Origin of the sequence: Phocaeicola intestinalis, assembly GCF_014837065.1 — a bacterium.
Lineage (GTDB): Bacteria > Bacteroidota > Bacteroidia > Bacteroidales > Bacteroidaceae > Phocaeicola > Phocaeicola intestinalis.
This window is the reverse complement of record NZ_JACSPP010000005.1, coordinates 58,356-75,489: the sequence shown is the minus strand read 5'-3', so window position 1 is coordinate 75,489 and position 17,134 is coordinate 58,356. Positions and strand designations below refer to the sequence as shown.

Genomic DNA, 17,134 nt, shown 5'->3' with positions numbered 1-17,134 from the left:
ATTTTTCATTTTTATAACGCTTAACACACATCCAGATAACAGAAAAAAAACTAACTTTGTAACGTTTTTAAATAAAGCAAATTCCATGAAAAAGATTCTTACCACCTTATGTTTTGTAGCGATGGTAATAGTTGCCATTGCAGCAGGTACTGCCGATATTAAATTCGATGAAACGACACACAATTTCGGTTCTTTTCCTGAAAATAGCCCGAAGGTAACCTGTAAATTCAAATTCACCAATACAGGCAACGGTCCGTTAGTCATCCATCAAGCCATCGCATCGTGTGGATGCACCGTCCCACAATATCCTAAAGAACCCATCAAACCTGGTGAAAGTGGAGAAATCATCATTACTTATAACGGAGCAGGCAAATTCCCCGGACACTTCCGCAAATCAATCACCCTGCGAACCAATGCTAAACAAGAAGTAGTACGCCTTTACGTAGAAGGCGAAATGACTCCTTCCAACAACGAATAAATATTACAAATGCATTTGCAGACGTATCTGATTTCTGCAAAACACCGTTCCCGGAACATACGTTTTTGGAATACCCCCAAGCAGCCTTTGGAGGAAAACACAAAGTAGTAGTGCTTTGTAGAAAACAATCTGTATAATTTAGAAGCTGTTTTGAATTTATCGTGCGATGATTTGGGATGAGTTTTTGAGGCATTTTCGCTTCTGTGATGAGGAAGATAGCGGGCTATCTGACGAAGAACAGGAGCGAAAAGGACCAAAAAATCGCCCAAAGCACACACGAAAACAGATACATCAAGCCAAGAAAAACTTTTTGGAGAAATTCAAAACAGCTTCTTATACTTCCCACAGTATTACTTTGTGCATTTTGTATATGCCACGTAGTAGAGACGATGCACACATCGTCTCTACAGAAACGGTGCGAAATGTGTCAAAGAAAAAAACAAAGCATGTATTCTGAAGAACATAAGTGAGTTGACCGTTTAATATAAGTAACTCGACCGTTTCACATAAGTAAGTCAGTCCTATCACTTATGTTCACTTGAAAAGGCTTTTGGCCTCCTTCTAACTTCTTTTATCTACTAGCATTTTTGGTAAATTCAAACTCTACCAGACTCAAGACAACTATCCTATTCTGTTAACCAAATAAGCAAGAAGAGGCTGTCCTAAATTTATTTAAGACAGCCTCTTTATCAAGTAATTACAGATATAACAATTAAGCCTCTTCTGCTACTACCTCAAAAGGAATTTCCACAGAAACTTCCTTATGCAGTTTCACTATAGCTACGTAATGACCGACCTCTTTAACCTGGTCTTTTACTACAATAATCTTACGATCAATATTATGTCCTAACTTGGCCAGTTCATCAGCAATCTGAATGTTACCAACAGAACCGTAAATAACACCTGTTGCACTTACCTTAGTCGGGATTGTCAATGAAACACCTTTCAATGATTCAGCAACAGCTTCCGCATCTTTCTTGATCTTTTCCAATTTATGAGCACGCTGTTTCAACTCTTCAGCCAACATTTTCTTTGCAGACGGTGAAGCGATAACAGCTTTGCCGGTCGGAATAAGATAGTTACGGCCATAACCAGACTTCACGGTTACAATATCATTCTTGTAGCCCAAGTTAGCTACGTCTTCTTTCAAAATTATTTCCATACTTATTCCTCCTTATATTATTTCATCAAGTCAGTTACAAAAGGCAGCAATGCCAAATGACGGGCTCTCTTTACAGCCTGTGCGATACGGCGCTGATATTTCAAAGAAGTTCCGGTAATACGACGCGGAAGAATTTTACCCTGTTCGTTCAAGAATTTCTTCAAGAATTCAGGATCTTTATAGTCAATATACTTAATGCCACTCTTTTTGAAACGACAATATTTCTTTTTCTTTACATCTACTGAGGGCGGAGTTAAATATCTGATTTCTGATTGTTGCTGTGCCATAATTAATTTTCCTCCTTTTTAGTTGATTTTAAACTTCTTCTTTTTGCAGCATATTCTGCAGCATACTTATCCATTCTGAAAGTCAAGAAACGGATTACTCGCTCATCACGGCGATAATTAACTTCCAATTTCGCAATGACCGAAGGATCAGCCTTAAACTCGATAAGCTGGTAAAAACCCGTAGATTTCTTCTGAATGGGATAAGCCAGTTTCTTCAATCCCCAGTTTTCCTCATTGATAATCTCAGCACCTTCCTGAGTCAGGATAGCCTTGAACTTGTCTACCGCTTCCTTCATCTGTGCATCAGACAAAACGGGAGTCAAAATGAAAACGGTTTCGTATTGATTCATACTATTCGTTAATTAAATTAATTAATACTATTTTTTTATTTGCGGCGCAAAGTTACGACTTTTTCTCTAATTCACAAACATTTGTACACTTTTTTATGTATAAAATACGGATTGACATAGAATTGCATCCAAAGACACATACACCCTATGCCAATCCGCGTCCCAAGAACCTTGTCAATAAAAGACATCAATCCTGTTCGGGAGTAATGAGCTTATATCCCTTTCCGTGAATATTAATAATTTCTATCGAATCATCTTCTTTCAAATGCTTACGCAACTTGGTGATATACACATCCATACTGCGAGCATTGAAATAATTGTCATCAATCCAAATGGTTTTCAAGGCAAAATCACGCTGAAGAATTTCGTTGGCATGTGCACATAACAGTCCTAACAATTCCGATTCCTTTGTAGTAAGCTTGGTCTGCTTATCGCCTATAGACAGTATCTGTTTTTGAGTATCAAAAGTAAAACGGCCTATCTTGTACATATTGCTTTCTTTGTTACGTTTACCACGCACACGACGCAAGATAGCTTCGATACGGAACGTCAATTCCTCCATACTGAACGGTTTTGTAATATAGTCATCGGCACCAATCTTAAAACCTTCCAGAATATCTTCTTTCAAAGTCTTTGCTGTAAGGAAGATAATAGGAATTTCCGCATTTGCCTGCCGGATTTCCTGAGCTAGCGTAAAGCCGTCCTTCTTCGGCATCATAACATCCAATACACACAAATCATACTTATTCTTCAAGAAAGCTTTATAACCGGCTTCACCATCCGGAAATAATTCGGCAGAATATCCTTTAGCCTGTAAATATTCTCTTAACAACATGCCAAGATTCTCATCATCTTCGCACAACAAAATACGTAATTTCTCGTCCATTTTATTCATCTTTAAATAAAGGTAATACAATAATAAATTTAGTACCCACATTCAGTTCACTTTCGGCACGAATCGTACCTTTGTGATCTGTAATGATCTTTTTCACATAGGCCAAGCCCAAACCAAAGCCCTTCACATCATGCAAATTGCCGGTATGAACCCGGTAGAACTTCTCAAATATTTTTTTCAGGTTTTCCTTCTTTATGCCAATGCCATTATCTTCAATAGATATATGAAGCTTACCAGACTCATTCCACGTACGGACTTTCAGATGGATATTGACATCCGGTTTCTTATACTTTAACGCATTGTCAAGCAAGTTAAAAATCACATTCGTAAAATGCATCTCGTCTACATAGATAAACGGATCATCTGCATCCAAAGCAACATCCAACGCGCCGTTACAATTCTCCACTTTCAACCGGAAAGTATTCGTAACATTGTATATCAATTCATTGGCATCCACTTCTTTCTTCTTTAATGTTGCTTTCTGACGCTCGAACATAGACATCTGCAACACCTTTTCCACCTGAAAACGCAAGCGTTTTGTCTCATCATTGATAACTCCCGATATGTGTTTAAACATTGCAGGAGATTTACCTACCGCCGGATCATTCAACATTTGCGCAGCCAAAGAAATAGTCGAAATCGGAGTTTTGAACTCATGCGTCATGTTATTAATAAAATCGTTTTTGATTTCGGTAAGTTTCTTTTGACGGAAAATAATATATATAGTAAATATAAATGTCACCAGCAATACCAGCGTAAATATGATAGAAGGTATCATAAACCGCACCGAACTGAAAATGTAATTATCCATTGTCGGGAAAAATACATTTACAAATCCCATCTTAGCAGGTGGATCTTTTTCAAAAAGCAAACGGGAATAGATTTTTTCATTATCATATTCATAATCTGAACATCGGTACACTTCTTTCCCATCCCGATCAGTTACTGTGAAATGATAAGGTATATCTACCCCATTGTTTTTCAGTTCTGAGTTCAAATAATAATCCAGCTGTTTAAAGTTAATCCGTTCCTTCAGCGGCTTGTCACTGGCCGTATATAAAATATTGTAAATCACCTCGTCCAACAATGCACGCTGGTAAACATAACGTTCCTTTAATATTTCCTGCAGGTTTCGAGAAGTCTGCGGAATATTCTTTCCGGTCGAAATAATCACCTTAGGCACACTGGAGGGACGATTAATAATCGTTTTCCATTCAAAACTGGAGAAAGTGCTCCCATCAGGTGAAGTCACCGTATAACGGCGATGTTCTACCACATCCCGGTCACTATCCTTAGCCAATGTCTGTTGACGAAACTGATCGGAAATACGTGCCGCGCGTTCTGTTGCAGCCACATCTTTTTCCAAATACTTTTTCGTTTCTACCAATTCCAAATTATGAACTGCCTGAGCAAGGCTTCGTCCTACATTTTCTTCGAACTGCTCCTTACGCATCTTGACCATCTCTTCTATATAGCTTACCTGCAAATACAGCAAACTGAGAAAAGACAATCCCATAACGATTCCTAATATCCAAATAGTTGACTTTTTCATGAGGGCAAAATTAAACCGCTACCTGTTACAATACACCTTGCTTAACATGTTTTAATCCGAGATTCTCTTATATTAACTGAAAATTCCATTTAACATATCAAAACAAGCACTTCAGAAGCAATCAGCACTTACTCAGTTGCAAAATTAATAAAATTTTAAATCAATAACAAATAAATATCCCTAATAGTTTAAGTTTAGTTAAACAAAAAAAGGCCGTATTTTAAGAAATACGACCTTTTAATGTATGAAAACAATAAGCTACTTACATTTCATCCTTTTCCTGTTCTTCGAATTCTTTCATCAATTTCGTCTGAACATCAGTTGGAACCAACTCATAACTTGCAAACTTCATAATGAATGAGGCGCGTCCTCCTGTCAACGAGCTCAATGCAGTAGAATAATTAGACATTTCTTTCAAAGGTACTTTGGCAGCCAGTTTTTCGTAGCCTTTCTCACTACTCATACCCATAATCATGCCCCGACGACCTTGCATATCGCTCATTACATCACCTAACTTATCACTCGGACAGAACACTTCCACATCATAAATAGGCTCCAATATTTTGGGACCTGCATTCTTAAACGCCTCACTGAAAGCATGACGCCCTGCCAGCATAAAAGAAATTTCATTTGAATCGACCGGATGCATTTTACCATCATAAACAATAACCCGCACATCCCGGGCGTATGACCCAGTCAACGGTCCTTGTTCCATACGGCTCATAATACCTTTTAATATAGCAGGCATAAAACGGGCATCAATAGCACCACCTACCACACTATTAATAAATACCAACTTTCCGCCCCATTCCAAATCAATGGTTTCAGTTCCTTTTACTGTAACCTTAAATTCCTGGCCGTTAAACCTATAGACGTCTGGAGCAGGCATTCCTTCATAATAAGGCTCTACAATCAGATGCACTTCACCGAACTGTCCTGCCCCACCCGATTGCTTCTTGTGACGATAATCGGCACGTGCTGCCTTCGTAATAGTCTCCCGATAAGGAATTTTAGCCTCAATAAACTGTACAGGCAATTTTTCATTATTCTCCAAACGCCATTTTAACGTACGCAAATGAAATTCCCCTTGGCCATGAACTAAAATCTGCCTCAATTCTTTCGACTGTTCGATAACCCATGTCGGGTCTTCTTCACGCATACGGTTTAAAATTGACATCATCTTTTCCATATCCGCCTCATTCACCGGTTTAATGGCACGAGTATACTTCGGATTGGGATATTTGATAAAGTTGAAACGATTGTCACAGTCTTTACCATTCAATGTATTTCCGGTCTTTACATCTTTCAGTTTTACCGTACAGCCAATATCACCGGCACGAAGTTCTTCCACTTTTTCACGTATCGAGCCGGCACATACATACAACTGTGCCATACGTTCTTTCGAGCCACGGTCAGCATTAGTCAAGTCATCGCCTTCATGCACCACGCCACTCATTACCTTAAAATATTGCACATCACCAATATGCGGCTCTACAGCCGTCTTGAAAAAATACAATGAAGTAGCGCCATTTGCATCGGGGGGAACAGGCACTCCACGTGTATTATGAACCACCGGCATTTCATCTACAAAAGGAACCACATTGCCTAAAAACTCCATCAAACGACGAACGCCCATATCTTTCCCTGCACAAACACAAAATACAGGGAACATTCCTCGTGCAATCAGCCCCTTACGGATACCTTCACGCATTTCATCCTCGGTAAGTGAATCCGACTCAAAAAATTTCTCCATCAAAGTCTCATCATGTTCAGCTGCAGCTTCTACCAATATTTTATGCCATGCCTGAGCCTTTTCCATTTCTTCAGCAGGAATTTCTTCAATCGTCGGCTCACCGCCTTCCGGTTTCCAAGAATATTTTTTCATTAAAAGTACATCAATCAACGAATTAAAATCGGGACCTGTACTGATAGGATATTGCACTGGCACCACCTTGGAACCATAATTTTCCTTCAATTGCTCCAGCACACGATCAAAATCACATTTTTCACTATCCAACTGATTAACTAAAAATATGACAGGTTTACCCAATTTTTCCGTATAACGGAAATGGTTCTGCGTACCGACCTCTGGTCCACATTGACCATTCAACAACAAAACAGCCGTATCAGTTACATTTAGGGCCGTAATGGCGGCACCAACAAAGTCGTCACTTCCCGGACAATCAATAATATTCAACTTCTTGCCATTCCACTCTACATGATAAACAGTAGAAAAAACAGAATATCCATATTCCTGTTCTACCGGGAAATAGTCACTAACTGTATTTTTAGCAGTAATTCTTCCGCGACGTTTTATAACCCCACTCTCATAGAGCAACGCTTCTGTGAGAGTGGTTTTACCTGATCCATCGTTGCCAAGCAACGCAATGTTTTTAATTTCGTTAGTCTGATATACTTTCATGGTATTCAAGATTTTAATAAACAACAAAAGGATATGCTTTTCATATCTCTTACTTAATGGGGTGCAAATTAGGAATTAATGTCGAGAAATGCAATGTTTTAGCCAGTGTTACTAAACTATGTTTTAAGACAGATTTTATCTTATGAAATCTCCGTATTCCCTCCAATTGATATACCTTTTGATAGACCTTCAAAACAAAGATATACTTCATAAGCCATTCCAGTTATACTATGCGCGGTATGAATTTGTGCATTTTGTTGATGTCACAGTTCCAGCATGCTGCCTCCATTCCGTTCACCGCTTCTCCCAACGCAGATAACTTCGTCTGGTGTAAGATTATTAATCTTCCAAACGGAAGATTAATAATCTTACAGCGAATGACCCTATATCATTATTTTAGCAGAATCGGGTCCATCCTTTTCTTCAGTTACAAGACGGATATTGAGGATAAGTAGCCCATAAACTATAAGGCTTCCCAAGCTCATTCATACTATTGAACCAAAGATTATGATAATCTTCATCCAACAGATGAGTTTTAGTTCCCTCACCTACCATCCACGAATCATCATCTATTTCTTTTTCCAACTGTTCATGTTCCCAACCCGCATAACCAGCAAAAAAACGGATAAACCCCTCTACCGGATTTCCATTCAAGATATATTGTATCACCGCCGAGAAATCACCATTCAGATAAAGCCCGTTTCCTAAGTCTAAAGCACCTTTTAAATGGCCAAGCACATGCAAAAAGAAAATCGTATCACGATCAACAGGTCCTCCTTTAAATATCGGGATAGCAGGCACAGCTGCCAATTTCGGCACTAACTGGTTCAGTGCAATAAGGTATCTGAAATTTTTATTCATCACAATACCCATACTTCCTTCTATGTTATGTGTCACCATCAAAACAACGGAACGTGCAAAATGATAATCATACAATAGCGGAGAAGCAATAAGAATACTTCCTACATGTGGAAGCGCCTTATTTGAGTGTACCTGAAAAATGCGCATATCCATATTACATTTCTTTTTATCTACTAATATAGCTTTTTATTCTGATACTCAAAAGCTTTTTAACTTTTTTCTAAAAAACATCTCCTAAAAGTTTGGAAATTACAAAAAACATTGTACCTTTGCATCGCAATCGAGAGAGGTAGCAACGAAAGAAAAACAAAATGGTGCGTTAGTTCAGTTGGTTAGAATACATGCCTGTCACGCATGGGGTCACGGGTTCGAGTCCCGTACGCACCGCTTACGAAAAAAGACTGAAATAAGAAAGTCGAAGACAATATCCTCAAAGTCAGTAACTTTGGGGATATTTTTTTGTTATACCACGACAGATGAATACCCCGTTGGAAGTCGAAAATTGGACAAATCGAGTAACCAAATCGTAACCAAGAAAAAAAACGGGAATTTTGGTTACGACTTCGTAGATATGTCGTTGATTTGTCGTTGTTTACGTTCAATTTTATCGACACGCCGTAACCTAAAATCCTGAGCAGAAAAAGGAAACAACCGGCACGTTTACGATTCATTTCATGAGGATACACGACAATGACCCTCAAATGTCTGTTTCATAGCCGCCAAGTGTCCGCCTGTGGATTGCGTCAAGTGATTGTCAAACAGTATTTTTGCAACAAAAAACTTAAAAGCGCATGAAACGGAACACATTCAGCGTACTTTGTTACGCAAGGAAAAGGGAACAGGGAAAGGACAAGCAGTATCCTATCATGGTTCGCATCACCATTGACAGCGAACAGGTACAGTTCAACTCACAGTTAATGGTGGATAAGAAGATGTGGAAGGACGGTGGCGTAGTCGGTCGTAGTGCGACGGCGGTGTATTTGCGCACGCAGATAGAGAAAATCAAGACCGACATTACCCGCATCTACGAAAAGGAAATCGAAAACAACCGCTACCCTTCACCGCTGAAGCTGAAGAACATCTATCTGGGCATTGAAACGAAAGCCAACACGCTGCTGACCGTGTTCAAGAAGATGAACGAGGAAAAGCGGAAGGAAGTGGGCACGTCGCTCTCACAGAACACCTACAAGAAATACGACCTGACATACCGCCGTATGGAAGAATACATTCAGTTCAGGTTCAGGAAAGAAAAGTATAAAGACATTCCATTGACGGAAATCAACGAGGAATTTATCAACGGCTTCCGCAACTTCCTGCGTGTGGACAAGAAGGTCGGCCACAACGCCACCTCGAAGATGATGCAACTGTTCAAGAAAGCCGTTACCCGCGCAAGGAACGCCGGTCTTATCCAGTTCAACCCATTCACGCAGCCCATCACCTTCGTTCAGGTGGACAAAGGCTTTCTGACAATGGACGAACTCCAGAGCATTATGGACAAGGAGATTGAAGTGGAACGCCTGCAACGGGTGCGCGACGTCTTTGTATTTTCCTGTTGGACGGGGTTGGCGTACATAGACGTATATCTGCTCAAAGACGAACATATCCAGAAGTATCTGGACGGCAACTATTGGATTATCTCCAAGCGCCATAAGACCGGTGTGCCCATCAACGTGCGCCTGTTGGACATTCCCCTGCGCATCCTGCAAAAGTACAAGGGTAAACAGCCCGACCACCGTGCCCTGCCCATGCCGAGCAATCAGAAGATGAACGCATATCTGAAGGAACTCGCTGATATTTGCGGAATTAGGAAGAATCTGACCTATCACCTCGCAAGACACACGTTCGCCACAACCGTTACGCTAACTAACGGAGTATCAATAGAATCCGTATCAAAAATGTTGGGACATACTAATATTCGCACTACGCAAATCTACGCGAAGGTAATCAACCAGAAAAGCGGCAGCGAGATGGAAGCCCTTTCCGACAGGCTGCATGTATCCATGAACGCATTATAGAAAGGAGGACAAATATGAGAACGATAGAAAGACAGCTTAGAGCCAGACAAACGGCGGTGAGTCTGAACGAAAAGGAATTGAGCAGACTGATGAAAGCCACGTTTGACACACCGCGTTTGGAACAGGTGCGTGACCTTTTCATCTTTTCGAGCTTTACAGGCCTGCATTACCAGAACCTGAAATCCCTCCGTAAAGAGAATTTCCACAACAAGTACGGGCAGAAGTGGATTTTCATGGTAAGGGAGCAGACCGACGCTTTCATCCACATTCCCCTGCTGCCTGTCCCACAAATGATATTGGAGAAGTACAAAGTCCGGTTTGCCGGAACGGATGAACTGTTGCCCGTCCCCAGCAACCAACGGCTGAATGTCTATCTGAAAGAGATTGCGGAACTCTGCGGCATCGAAAAGAACATGACCATGTATCTGGCTTACCATACGTTCAAGGATACGATAACGACAAAAAACGGCATATCCACCGGTACGGTATGCCGCATGTTAGGGCGGTTCGACCTGCGCGGCCGCCATGCTTATGTTACCGACCGCATCATCAAGCGCGAAATGGACAGAGTGGCGCGTAACTGCACCCCGTTTGAAAAAATTGCGGCGCAATACATCATGACAACCAATAAATCCGTATATTGTCCCACCAAATAAAAACGATACCCCTATGCTACACAGAGGAAACATCACCATCACCGGGCTGGAGGACATCAACCGCCACCCCACAGTCAGCGTCAGGCTGGAGAACGGCAACGTATGGCTCACCAAACATGAGCTTGCCCGCCTGTTCGGAGTGTTCATCCAGACGATAGACGCCAATATGCGCTCCATCTTCAAGTCGCGCATCCTGAACGAGAGCGAGGCAACCATCACGGAGAAGCAGGATAAGCGATACGTTACCTACTATAATCTGGAGGCCGTCATTTTCCTCAGCTTCCGCATCAACACCTATTGTACGAAGCTGTTCCGCGAATGGGTGCTGAACTCCCTGTGCGAGTACAAGCGGCTGAAGGAGAAGCAGCCCGAAGTCCTTGTCGTGTTCAACGCTTCGGACAACCAGACATTCATTTCATACAATTAAGTAACAGGAAATATGGCTACAAACAAATCGCAGATAGAAAAGTGGATAACGGCGCAGAAAAAACATCGGCTGTCCGACACCCACGTACAGATGGCGCGTGAACTCGGTCTCAATCCCGATAAGTTAGGCAAGATAGACAACCATCGGCAGGAAACATGGAAAGCCCCTTTACCCCAATTCATCGAGGACATCTATTTCAAACACTTCAAGAAAGAACGTCCCGATGCAGTGAAGCCTTTGAAGCAAATCCTGAACGAACTGGAGGCGAAGAAGGAAGCAAAGAAAAAGGCGAAGGAGGAACGCTGCCGATTGAAGGAGAGTAACGAAGCCTGAAAACTGAAATCCCACAAAAACGGGGCTTGTCCGTGAAATAAACCGGGCAAGGCTCGTTTTGTATCCTCCAAACCCTTATCTTTGGGCAGAAAAAGCCCCAAAGATGATAGAAGACCTCCACATATCCGTCCCTCTTAGTGAAGTACCCGAAGCCCAAGTGGGCAATTACTTCATCCTCTCCGAGATGCCCGGCGAGTTCCTGATAATCCAGAAGCCCGACAACACGTTTTATTTCCTGTGCAGCCGGGAGTGCGACATCGTGCGGATATGCGAGTCCTTCGACTGGTACATCGTATCGAAGGACGCTTTCAATGACCGCCTGTGCATCGGCATCGGTCTGGCCGACAAGGAGAGCATCGACGGCGAGGTCTATCGCGTGCAGGACGAAGCCACGCTTTCCCTTTGGCGCGACATCCTCCGCTTCACCTTCGACAGCGATTTCGTGCGCCAGTTCTTCCCCTACAACACCCGTTTCAAGGGCAAGATGCGCATCGACGGCGCATTGTGCTTCTATATCCATGACTATTACCCCACGCGCTGCAAGGGCATCGCTGTGGAAGACCGCAAAACCAGCAATTTGGTTTTCCGCTTCAAGGAAGGACAGCAGGCAGCCCTTGTCGCCAAAATCTTCTCCCTTTGCATCGCCCGTATGCCTTTCTACAAGGAAAAGGCGGCCAATGCCGTGCTTATCCCCATCCCGGCGGCTACCCGTGAGCGCAACGCCGCCCGTTTCGCCCGGTTTTGCAGCCTCCTTTCGCGGTGTCTGAAAATCGTTGATGGTTTCCGCGCCACATGGATAAGGGAAGACCGTGAGCAGATGAAAGGCACTCACGGCCTTGACAAGCTCTCCAACCTCATATTCCATCCCGTCTATTTTCAGGGACGCGATGTCTTTCTTGTGGATGACATCGTGTCCACCGGCGAGAACTTCACGCAGATGAAACGCAGGCTGATGCAGCTTGGAGCCAATTCCGTTACCGGCCTGTTCTTGGGGCGGACGGTGAAAACGGGGAAAGAATAAAAGGAACATTTCACAAAGTCGGACAACCTAAAGTTCTGAGTTGGAGAGGATGATGGCGGATTCCGCTGATGGTATGACATTATTGACAACGTAAAACAATGATAAAGATAGAATCATTCATATTGTGCCTGCTTTTCCCTATCATGGCTTATGGTAAGGGAAGCATGAGGGATACCGTAAGGATTCAGGTTCATAAACAGATGTATGAACTTACCATGTCCGTGGACTCCGCTAAGGGCGGATGTGCCCAAAGCCCGGTTATCGTGTCCGTGAAACTTGCCAAGGGAGGGAAGCCAGCGGGAGAAAGCGTCTTTCCGTTAGCAGGCGACTGTCCTGATGAAGAAGATATAAGCATTGAAGGCTCGGACAAGGGATTTACAATCAAATGTCCGTACTGCGAAGGTTTCTACCTTTATATCGGCTATGCCCGATTTGGATATTCAGAAAGGCTGGATGATTTTGTTTTGGCGGGATACAAAGAAGAAATTATAGACAGGCTGTTTCCTGAATCGGAAAGTAAAACCGTGGAATACAAGTTCCGCCCTGAAAAGCCGCTTACTTTATGCGCTTTTTCAATCCAGGCTGTCAAGAATTTGATACATCAGAACATAGCTCAGGAATACGAAATTGCTCAAACCCGTACCGGTTTGTATCCGGTGTTCGGTTACTCTTCCAAGAAAGGCAAATTGATGTGGATAGGATGTCCGGTCGAGTTTGTGATACATAACATAGGTAAAAACAGGCTGTCAGTGCTTGATCATTCTTCTTATTACGGCTATGCCCATGAAGTTATTTATAAGCTTGATAACAATCCTTCCAAGAGATGGAATAGCGAACTCATTTATAGGAGTGAAAGCGACTCTATAGGAGATTATCTGGATTCTGCGGAATCCATTTCTCCCAACGAATCCAAACGCTACATTATCATGCCACGGATTTTTGTTTATAAGAATCCGGAATTTCAGAAGCTGTTTGAGGATACGATTGCGGTCATGGCACGTTCCCATAAGGAATCCCGTTGGCCTGTTGCCCCTTCTTCGCTATCCTCTGACCAGCGGAAGTTCCTCAAGGAACTTATTTCCGGTGATTCCCTGAGAGTCCGGTTTTATTCAGATTCATTGCATCGTCATCATGCGGTAAACATTCCTCTTGATACTGACAAGAGGCTTTCCTCATTCTTCTGATAAATGAAAAAAGGGAATATTAATTCAAAGACTTTAATTGCTATATGGGAAAGAAAAATGAGAAAAGCCAATACCATAAAGTTCACGATATACTTCTTGCTTTTCGCTATTATTCTATACTTTGAATATTATGCGATAGAAATGCAAGAGGGGGAATGGATTGCCCATGACGACCGCAGACCTTTGACAAGCATGATAGCACTGATTGGCATTTGCCCTCTTTATATATTGTATGACATGGCTATACGCAATACGTTGTGTCGGTTGTCCGCCTTGCTGTTGCAAGCCGTTTTTAACCTTTGGAGCCTATTATGGTTTAGTTCATTGCCGACACTTGGCACATACGAAGCGGAATATGAACGCACAGGGGTTCTGCCGGAGAATATGATACCGTCTAATGAAAACAATTTCTACTTTTGTTGGATTGTTGGCGCAGTCATCATACTTTATCTTGTGGTGGCAATGACAATCTCGTATGTTATGAAACTATATGCCGGAAGCAAACGATTTACAGACAAATGGACTGGCAGCAGACAACCATGCAACAAACATCTATGAGAATACTTTTTTGTCTTATATTGCTATTGTTACCTTCCCTGATAATAAAGGGGCAAACAGGACAAGATTCTATCATCTTTCATGGGAATATAGTGAACGACATGGAGGAGGAAGAGGATATTGTAGCGCAGTACAGGTACAATCTATTTTGTAAAAGTAATCCACAAAACAGGATTCCATTAGATACGACTGTTTTTGCAATCAAGTGTTTGAGAGGAGATACTATTGTTTTGGAGGTGTTGGAAGCGTCTCCGTTCCTTTTTCAAGTGGAATGTATCGCAAACAACGATGCCCAGACCGATATTCATATTTGGAATTTCCCCAAATCGTATAATGGTTGGCATCTTGGTGATAATAGGACAGAACATCTGCCCGTAAAAAAAGGGGATTACCTTTCAACATTAGTCGGAACCTATCAGCAGACATTACATATCGCAGGCGAAGAGCTTGTATGGACGATGATGAAACTTGTCGCTGATGGCACTTTTGAATATATCGGTAATATCTTTAACCTGGACAGAGAAGGTGGAAATTATCTTATTGGAAGATGGTATGTAAACAAAGATACCCTTGTGTGCAATGTAGAACCTGAATTATTCCCTCCGCGAATACAAAGGCGTTATGACGGACAGATTCTTTGTTTTCGTTATCCTGCATGGGAAGAAAATAGGAAAGAAGCTTTGAGCCATGGCATCGTTTACAAGTTCTTAATACGCAAGACAGGTTTGATTGAGATTGATGACAAACAAAGAGTATTCAAAAAAATAAAGCATCGGTAGCTACCGGATATGATTATACCCCAATAGGTCATTAGACTTTAGGTAGATTGCCTGCTTATGTTTTGCAGCCTCCTTTCGCATCGCCTGAAAATCACTGACGGCTTCCGTGCCACATGGATAAGGGAAGACCGTGAGCAGATGAAACGTAGGCTGATGCAGCTTGGAGCCAACTCCGTTACCGGCCTGTTCTTGGGACGGACGGTGAAAACGGGGAAAGAATAAAAGGAACATTTCACAGAGTCGGACAACCCAAAGTTCTGAGTTGGGCAACTCACGGAAACGGGTTGGGCGACTTGCAGGCTTGGGATAAATGCCAAAGAATACAATATTCCAATCCCCGACCCATGCTGCGGAATGTAAAAGCCCGTCATTTCCGTCGGCAAGCATATCCCCGTTCCCGTTGGGAATGGAAATACCCTTGCCGCCTACGCAAAACCGTAGAAACATGCCGCATGGTCAAGCGTGATGAACCAAATCATCACACCATATCCCATACGCCACTTTTCCTTGCCCGGTTTTGCCGCAAGGTAGGCTTTTACGCTTGCCCGACCCGCCCGTTATTGCACGTTGCCGCCTTCGAGGGCGGAGTCGAAAGCACTATAATGGTCGTCGTCATGCACGCTCAATGCCGCCACGAGGCTGTTCAACGTGCGCACGGCATCCAGCCGCTGTTCCGGCGAGCATTCCTCCGGATGGCTCAATACATCAATGGCGCAGGTCAGATGCGCCTTCGTCTGCTGCAAGGTGGACACATCTTGGATGGGAAACAGATAGAAAAGTCCTTCATCGGAAGAACGGACGATGCCCTTCAGGGCGGTAGCTTGTAATTCCATATCTTTCGGGTATTAACAAATGACGTAACGCTGCCGGCCACCGCACCCAAAGCATCGCCAAACGCTTAACACGAAGTGAACCGGCAGGTTACGTCAAGGTATAACCTACCCGGTTCATTTACCTTCGTGTTTTGAAATTGGCGATTTCTGGATGCCGGTAAATGAACAACATTACCACGATGCTATTTGCACCGCTGGCACAAAGGTAAGAAAATAAAGCCAATAATCCATTGCCATCCTTAAAAAACCTCCTTCGGAAAAGTCCATTGCGGAGAGAAATCAATGTCCCTACGGTATGTTTCCCTTGCCGCTTTCATTCCCCATCACTCCACAATGTGCTATTGAAAGGTTGGGGGAGCTGACTTATTACGTGCGCAAAGGTAATTTCGGGTTTTGACGGACAAATCAAATTTTTTAGGCACAATCTCCACACTTCGCAGGCTCAGGTAGTATTCCACCGAAAAAATTTGCTTCTGCAAAACCCTGTCTTTTGCCCCGCTTACGAAATAAGTCAGCTCACCCAACTCGTCAATGCATAAAAAAAATGTCGTGATTATGAAAGCAACAAGAGAAACAAATGGAAATAAGTCGCTTCCCAATCTGCCTCTGCATAAATTCGTGGGCGTGGCGGTGAGGTTCTCCCTTGCGGCACTCGGCACATCCCTGTACGGTGGCTCCCTTCTGGTGTGGTTCGTCGGGCTGTGGCTGGCGTGGAACTTCCTTGTGGGTGTAGTCCGTTTCCTGTGGGTCTGCCTTGTGTTCCTTTTTGCGTTTGTTTCGGTTGTCGCTTTCATAGTCTGGGTATTAACACTCTAAACTCACATCATCATGGATACAACAAACATTTCAAAGAACGTTTCGTTTACCGGACACCGCTCCGGCAGGATAAGCCAACCCATGCTTACTCTTTTTACAGGCATGGTGACGGAAATCAAAAGACTGTATGCTTTGGGCTACCGTAACTTTCTCTCAGGCATGGCGGAAGGCAGCGATTTGATTTTTGCAAAGGCAGTCTTGACGGTAAGAAACGAATTAACCGATATACGGTTGGTAGCTGCCATCCCTTTCCGGAAGCAGTCCGCACGCTATTCCGACACGAACAAGAGGCTTTACATCAGTCTGTTGGAAGAAGCGGACAAGACGGTTATCCTTTCAGAAAGCTATCACAAGGGCTGTTTCCACCGGCGCAACGACTTTCTGGTGGAACATGCGGCAATCATGCTCGCTTATTGGGACGGACTGCCCTATGGCGGCACATACTATACCATAGGAAAGGCGCAGATGCTGAACAGAATAATTATAAACCTTTATAAATAAGAAC

Annotated in this window: 20 protein-coding genes, 1 tRNA gene and 1 pseudogene; 14 read left to right on the top strand and 8 right to left on the bottom strand. The window is 42.9% G+C overall.

The genetic code is table 11. The features are described 5' to 3' along the window. Positions 1–85: 85 nt before the first annotated feature. Together H9625_RS02940 and H9625_RS02935 are read left to right on the top strand one after the other, a co-directional pair. Positions 86–478, top strand: a complete 393-nt coding sequence (locus tag H9625_RS02940) for a DUF1573 domain-containing protein (protein ID WP_022038991.1) — start codon at positions 86–88, stop codon at positions 476–478. Positions 479–644: 166 nt separating this feature from the next. Then, positions 645–935 carry a hypothetical protein gene (locus tag H9625_RS02935; RefSeq protein WP_191762950.1) on the top strand — a complete coding sequence of 97 codons (291 nt, stop codon included), beginning with the start codon at positions 645–647 and terminating at the stop codon, positions 933–935. 255 nt (positions 936–1,190) lie between these two features. Here H9625_RS02935 and rplI read toward each other — a convergent pair whose 3' ends face one another. The 7 genes from rplI to H9625_RS02900 all read right to left on the bottom strand — a co-directional run bounded on the left by rplI (position 1,191) and on the right by H9625_RS02900 (position 8,160). Continuing rightward, positions 1,191–1,640: a 50S ribosomal protein L9 gene (rplI, locus tag H9625_RS02930; RefSeq protein WP_022040811.1), complete on the bottom strand. Its 450-nt coding sequence runs from the start codon at positions 1,638–1,640 to the stop codon at positions 1,191–1,193. Between the two features lie 17 nt (positions 1,641–1,657). Then, entirely contained in the window at positions 1,658–1,927 is a 270-nt protein-coding gene (gene rpsR / locus H9625_RS02925; RefSeq protein WP_022040810.1) for a 30S ribosomal protein S18, read from the bottom strand. A gap of 2 nt (positions 1,928–1,929) precedes the next feature. Further along, on the bottom strand, positions 1,930–2,277 hold the full coding sequence (rpsF, locus tag H9625_RS02920; RefSeq protein ID WP_022040809.1) for a 30S ribosomal protein S6: 348 nt from the start codon (positions 2,275–2,277) through the stop codon (positions 1,930–1,932). A gap of 187 nt (positions 2,278–2,464) precedes the next feature. Beyond that, positions 2,465–3,163, bottom strand: a complete 699-nt coding sequence (rprY, locus tag H9625_RS02915) for a response regulator transcription factor RprY (RefSeq protein ID WP_022039812.1) — start codon at positions 3,161–3,163, stop codon at positions 2,465–2,467. Position 3,164: 1 nt separating this feature from the next. Beyond that, positions 3,165–4,724 (bottom strand): sensor histidine kinase, encoded by a 1,560-nt coding sequence (locus H9625_RS02910; protein WP_087213062.1) that lies wholly within the window; start codon positions 4,722–4,724, stop codon positions 3,165–3,167. 262 nt (positions 4,725–4,986) lie between these two features. Then, positions 4,987–7,146 carry an elongation factor G gene (locus tag H9625_RS02905; RefSeq protein WP_087213064.1) on the bottom strand — a complete coding sequence of 720 codons (2,160 nt, stop codon included), beginning with the start codon at positions 7,144–7,146 and terminating at the stop codon, positions 4,987–4,989. 423 nt (positions 7,147–7,569) lie between these two features. Next, positions 7,570–8,160 carry a YqgE/AlgH family protein gene (locus tag H9625_RS02900; RefSeq protein ID WP_022039860.1) on the bottom strand — a complete coding sequence of 197 codons (591 nt, stop codon included), beginning with the start codon at positions 8,158–8,160 and terminating at the stop codon, positions 7,570–7,572. 160 nt (positions 8,161–8,320) lie between these two features. Between H9625_RS02900 and H9625_RS02895 the strand changes: the two genes are divergently transcribed. The 10 genes and pseudogenes from H9625_RS02895 to H9625_RS02850 form a co-directional block, all read left to right on the top strand. Then, positions 8,321–8,394 (top strand) — tRNA-Asp (locus H9625_RS02895). A 404-nt stretch (positions 8,395–8,798) separates the two neighbouring features. Continuing rightward, positions 8,799–10,022: a site-specific integrase gene (locus H9625_RS02890; RefSeq protein WP_072545349.1), complete on the top strand. Its 1,224-nt coding sequence runs from the start codon at positions 8,799–8,801 to the stop codon at positions 10,020–10,022. Between the two features lie 14 nt (positions 10,023–10,036). Next, the gene (locus H9625_RS02885) at positions 10,037–10,678 is read left to right on the top strand and encodes a site-specific integrase (protein WP_117616275.1); all 642 of its coding nucleotides are present in this window, start codon (positions 10,037–10,039) and stop codon (positions 10,676–10,678) included. 13 nt (positions 10,679–10,691) lie between these two features. After that, positions 10,692–11,105, top strand: a complete 414-nt coding sequence (locus H9625_RS02880; protein ID WP_072545351.1) for a hypothetical protein — start codon at positions 10,692–10,694, stop codon at positions 11,103–11,105. A 12-nt stretch (positions 11,106–11,117) separates the two neighbouring features. After that, a complete protein-coding gene (locus H9625_RS02875) occupies positions 11,118–11,438 on the top strand; it encodes a hypothetical protein (protein ID WP_117616274.1) in 321 nt (106 codons plus the stop codon). A gap of 103 nt (positions 11,439–11,541) precedes the next feature. Beyond that, positions 11,542–12,459, top strand: a complete 918-nt coding sequence (locus H9625_RS02870; RefSeq protein ID WP_191762949.1) for a phosphoribosyltransferase — start codon at positions 11,542–11,544, stop codon at positions 12,457–12,459. 98 nt (positions 12,460–12,557) lie between these two features. Next, entirely contained in the window at positions 12,558–13,643 is a 1,086-nt protein-coding gene (locus H9625_RS02865) for a hypothetical protein (protein WP_177608175.1), read from the top strand. A 3-nt stretch (positions 13,644–13,646) separates the two neighbouring features. Further along, the gene (locus H9625_RS02860; RefSeq protein ID WP_225226218.1) at positions 13,647–14,201 is read left to right on the top strand and encodes a hypothetical protein; all 555 of its coding nucleotides are present in this window, start codon (positions 13,647–13,649) and stop codon (positions 14,199–14,201) included. A 101-nt stretch (positions 14,202–14,302) separates the two neighbouring features. Further along, positions 14,303–14,980 carry a hypothetical protein gene (locus tag H9625_RS02855; RefSeq protein WP_191762948.1) on the top strand — a complete coding sequence of 226 codons (678 nt, stop codon included), beginning with the start codon at positions 14,303–14,305 and terminating at the stop codon, positions 14,978–14,980. 60 nt (positions 14,981–15,040) lie between these two features. Beyond that, a pseudogene (locus H9625_RS02850) lies at positions 15,041–15,202 on the top strand (ribonucleotide-diphosphate reductase subunit beta); the annotation flags it as partial. Between the two features lie 335 nt (positions 15,203–15,537). On the opposite strand, the gene H9625_RS02845 reads toward H9625_RS02850, so the two are convergent. Continuing rightward, on the bottom strand, positions 15,538–15,813 hold the full coding sequence (locus H9625_RS02845) for a hypothetical protein (protein WP_071150611.1): 276 nt from the start codon (positions 15,811–15,813) through the stop codon (positions 15,538–15,540). Positions 15,814–16,368: 555 nt separating this feature from the next. Here H9625_RS02845 and H9625_RS02840 point away from each other — a divergent pair. Together H9625_RS02840 and H9625_RS02835 are read left to right on the top strand one after the other, a co-directional pair. Further along, on the top strand, positions 16,369–16,629 hold the full coding sequence (locus H9625_RS02840) for a hypothetical protein (RefSeq protein WP_204404715.1): 261 nt from the start codon (positions 16,369–16,371) through the stop codon (positions 16,627–16,629). Between the two features lie 12 nt (positions 16,630–16,641). Continuing rightward, on the top strand, positions 16,642–17,130 hold the full coding sequence (locus H9625_RS02835; RefSeq protein ID WP_117616271.1) for an SLOG family protein: 489 nt from the start codon (positions 16,642–16,644) through the stop codon (positions 17,128–17,130). Positions 17,131–17,134: the final 4 nt, after the last annotated feature.

Excerpts from the sequence above, each read along its gene's own strand:
- H9625_RS02940 (WP_022038991.1), top strand. The coding sequence starts at position 86 with ATGAAAAAGATTCTTACCACCTTATGTTTTGTAGCGATGGTAATAGTT.
- H9625_RS02935 (WP_191762950.1), top strand. The coding sequence starts at position 645 with ATGATTTGGGATGAGTTTTTGAGGCATTTTCGCTTCTGTGATGAGGAA.
- rplI (WP_022040811.1), bottom strand. The coding sequence starts at position 1,640 with ATGGAAATAATTTTGAAAGAAGACGTAGCTAACTTGGGCTACAAGAAT.
- rpsR (WP_022040810.1), bottom strand. The coding sequence starts at position 1,927 with ATGGCACAGCAACAATCAGAAATCAGATATTTAACTCCGCCCTCAGTA.
- rpsF (WP_022040809.1), bottom strand. The coding sequence starts at position 2,277 with ATGAATCAATACGAAACCGTTTTCATTTTGACTCCCGTTTTGTCTGAT.
- rprY (WP_022039812.1), bottom strand. The coding sequence starts at position 3,163 with ATGGACGAGAAATTACGTATTTTGTTGTGCGAAGATGATGAGAATCTT.
- H9625_RS02910 (WP_087213062.1), bottom strand. The coding sequence starts at position 4,724 with ATGAAAAAGTCAACTATTTGGATATTAGGAATCGTTATGGGATTGTCT.
- H9625_RS02905 (WP_087213064.1), bottom strand. The coding sequence starts at position 7,146 with ATGAAAGTATATCAGACTAACGAAATTAAAAACATTGCGTTGCTTGGC.
- H9625_RS02900 (WP_022039860.1), bottom strand. The coding sequence starts at position 8,160 with ATGGATATGCGCATTTTTCAGGTACACTCAAATAAGGCGCTTCCACAT.
- H9625_RS02890 (WP_072545349.1), top strand. The coding sequence starts at position 8,799 with ATGAAACGGAACACATTCAGCGTACTTTGTTACGCAAGGAAAAGGGAA.
- H9625_RS02885 (WP_117616275.1), top strand. The coding sequence starts at position 10,037 with ATGAGAACGATAGAAAGACAGCTTAGAGCCAGACAAACGGCGGTGAGT.
- H9625_RS02880 (WP_072545351.1), top strand. The coding sequence starts at position 10,692 with ATGCTACACAGAGGAAACATCACCATCACCGGGCTGGAGGACATCAAC.
- H9625_RS02875 (WP_117616274.1), top strand. The coding sequence starts at position 11,118 with ATGGCTACAAACAAATCGCAGATAGAAAAGTGGATAACGGCGCAGAAA.
- H9625_RS02870 (WP_191762949.1), top strand. The coding sequence starts at position 11,542 with ATGATAGAAGACCTCCACATATCCGTCCCTCTTAGTGAAGTACCCGAA.
- H9625_RS02865 (WP_177608175.1), top strand. The coding sequence starts at position 12,558 with ATGATAAAGATAGAATCATTCATATTGTGCCTGCTTTTCCCTATCATG.
- H9625_RS02860 (WP_225226218.1), top strand. The coding sequence starts at position 13,647 with ATGAAAAAAGGGAATATTAATTCAAAGACTTTAATTGCTATATGGGAA.
- H9625_RS02855 (WP_191762948.1), top strand. The coding sequence starts at position 14,303 with ATGGAGGAGGAAGAGGATATTGTAGCGCAGTACAGGTACAATCTATTT.
- H9625_RS02845 (WP_071150611.1), bottom strand. The coding sequence starts at position 15,813 with ATGGAATTACAAGCTACCGCCCTGAAGGGCATCGTCCGTTCTTCCGAT.
- H9625_RS02840 (WP_204404715.1), top strand. The coding sequence starts at position 16,369 with ATGAAAGCAACAAGAGAAACAAATGGAAATAAGTCGCTTCCCAATCTG.
- H9625_RS02835 (WP_117616271.1), top strand. The coding sequence starts at position 16,642 with ATGGATACAACAAACATTTCAAAGAACGTTTCGTTTACCGGACACCGC.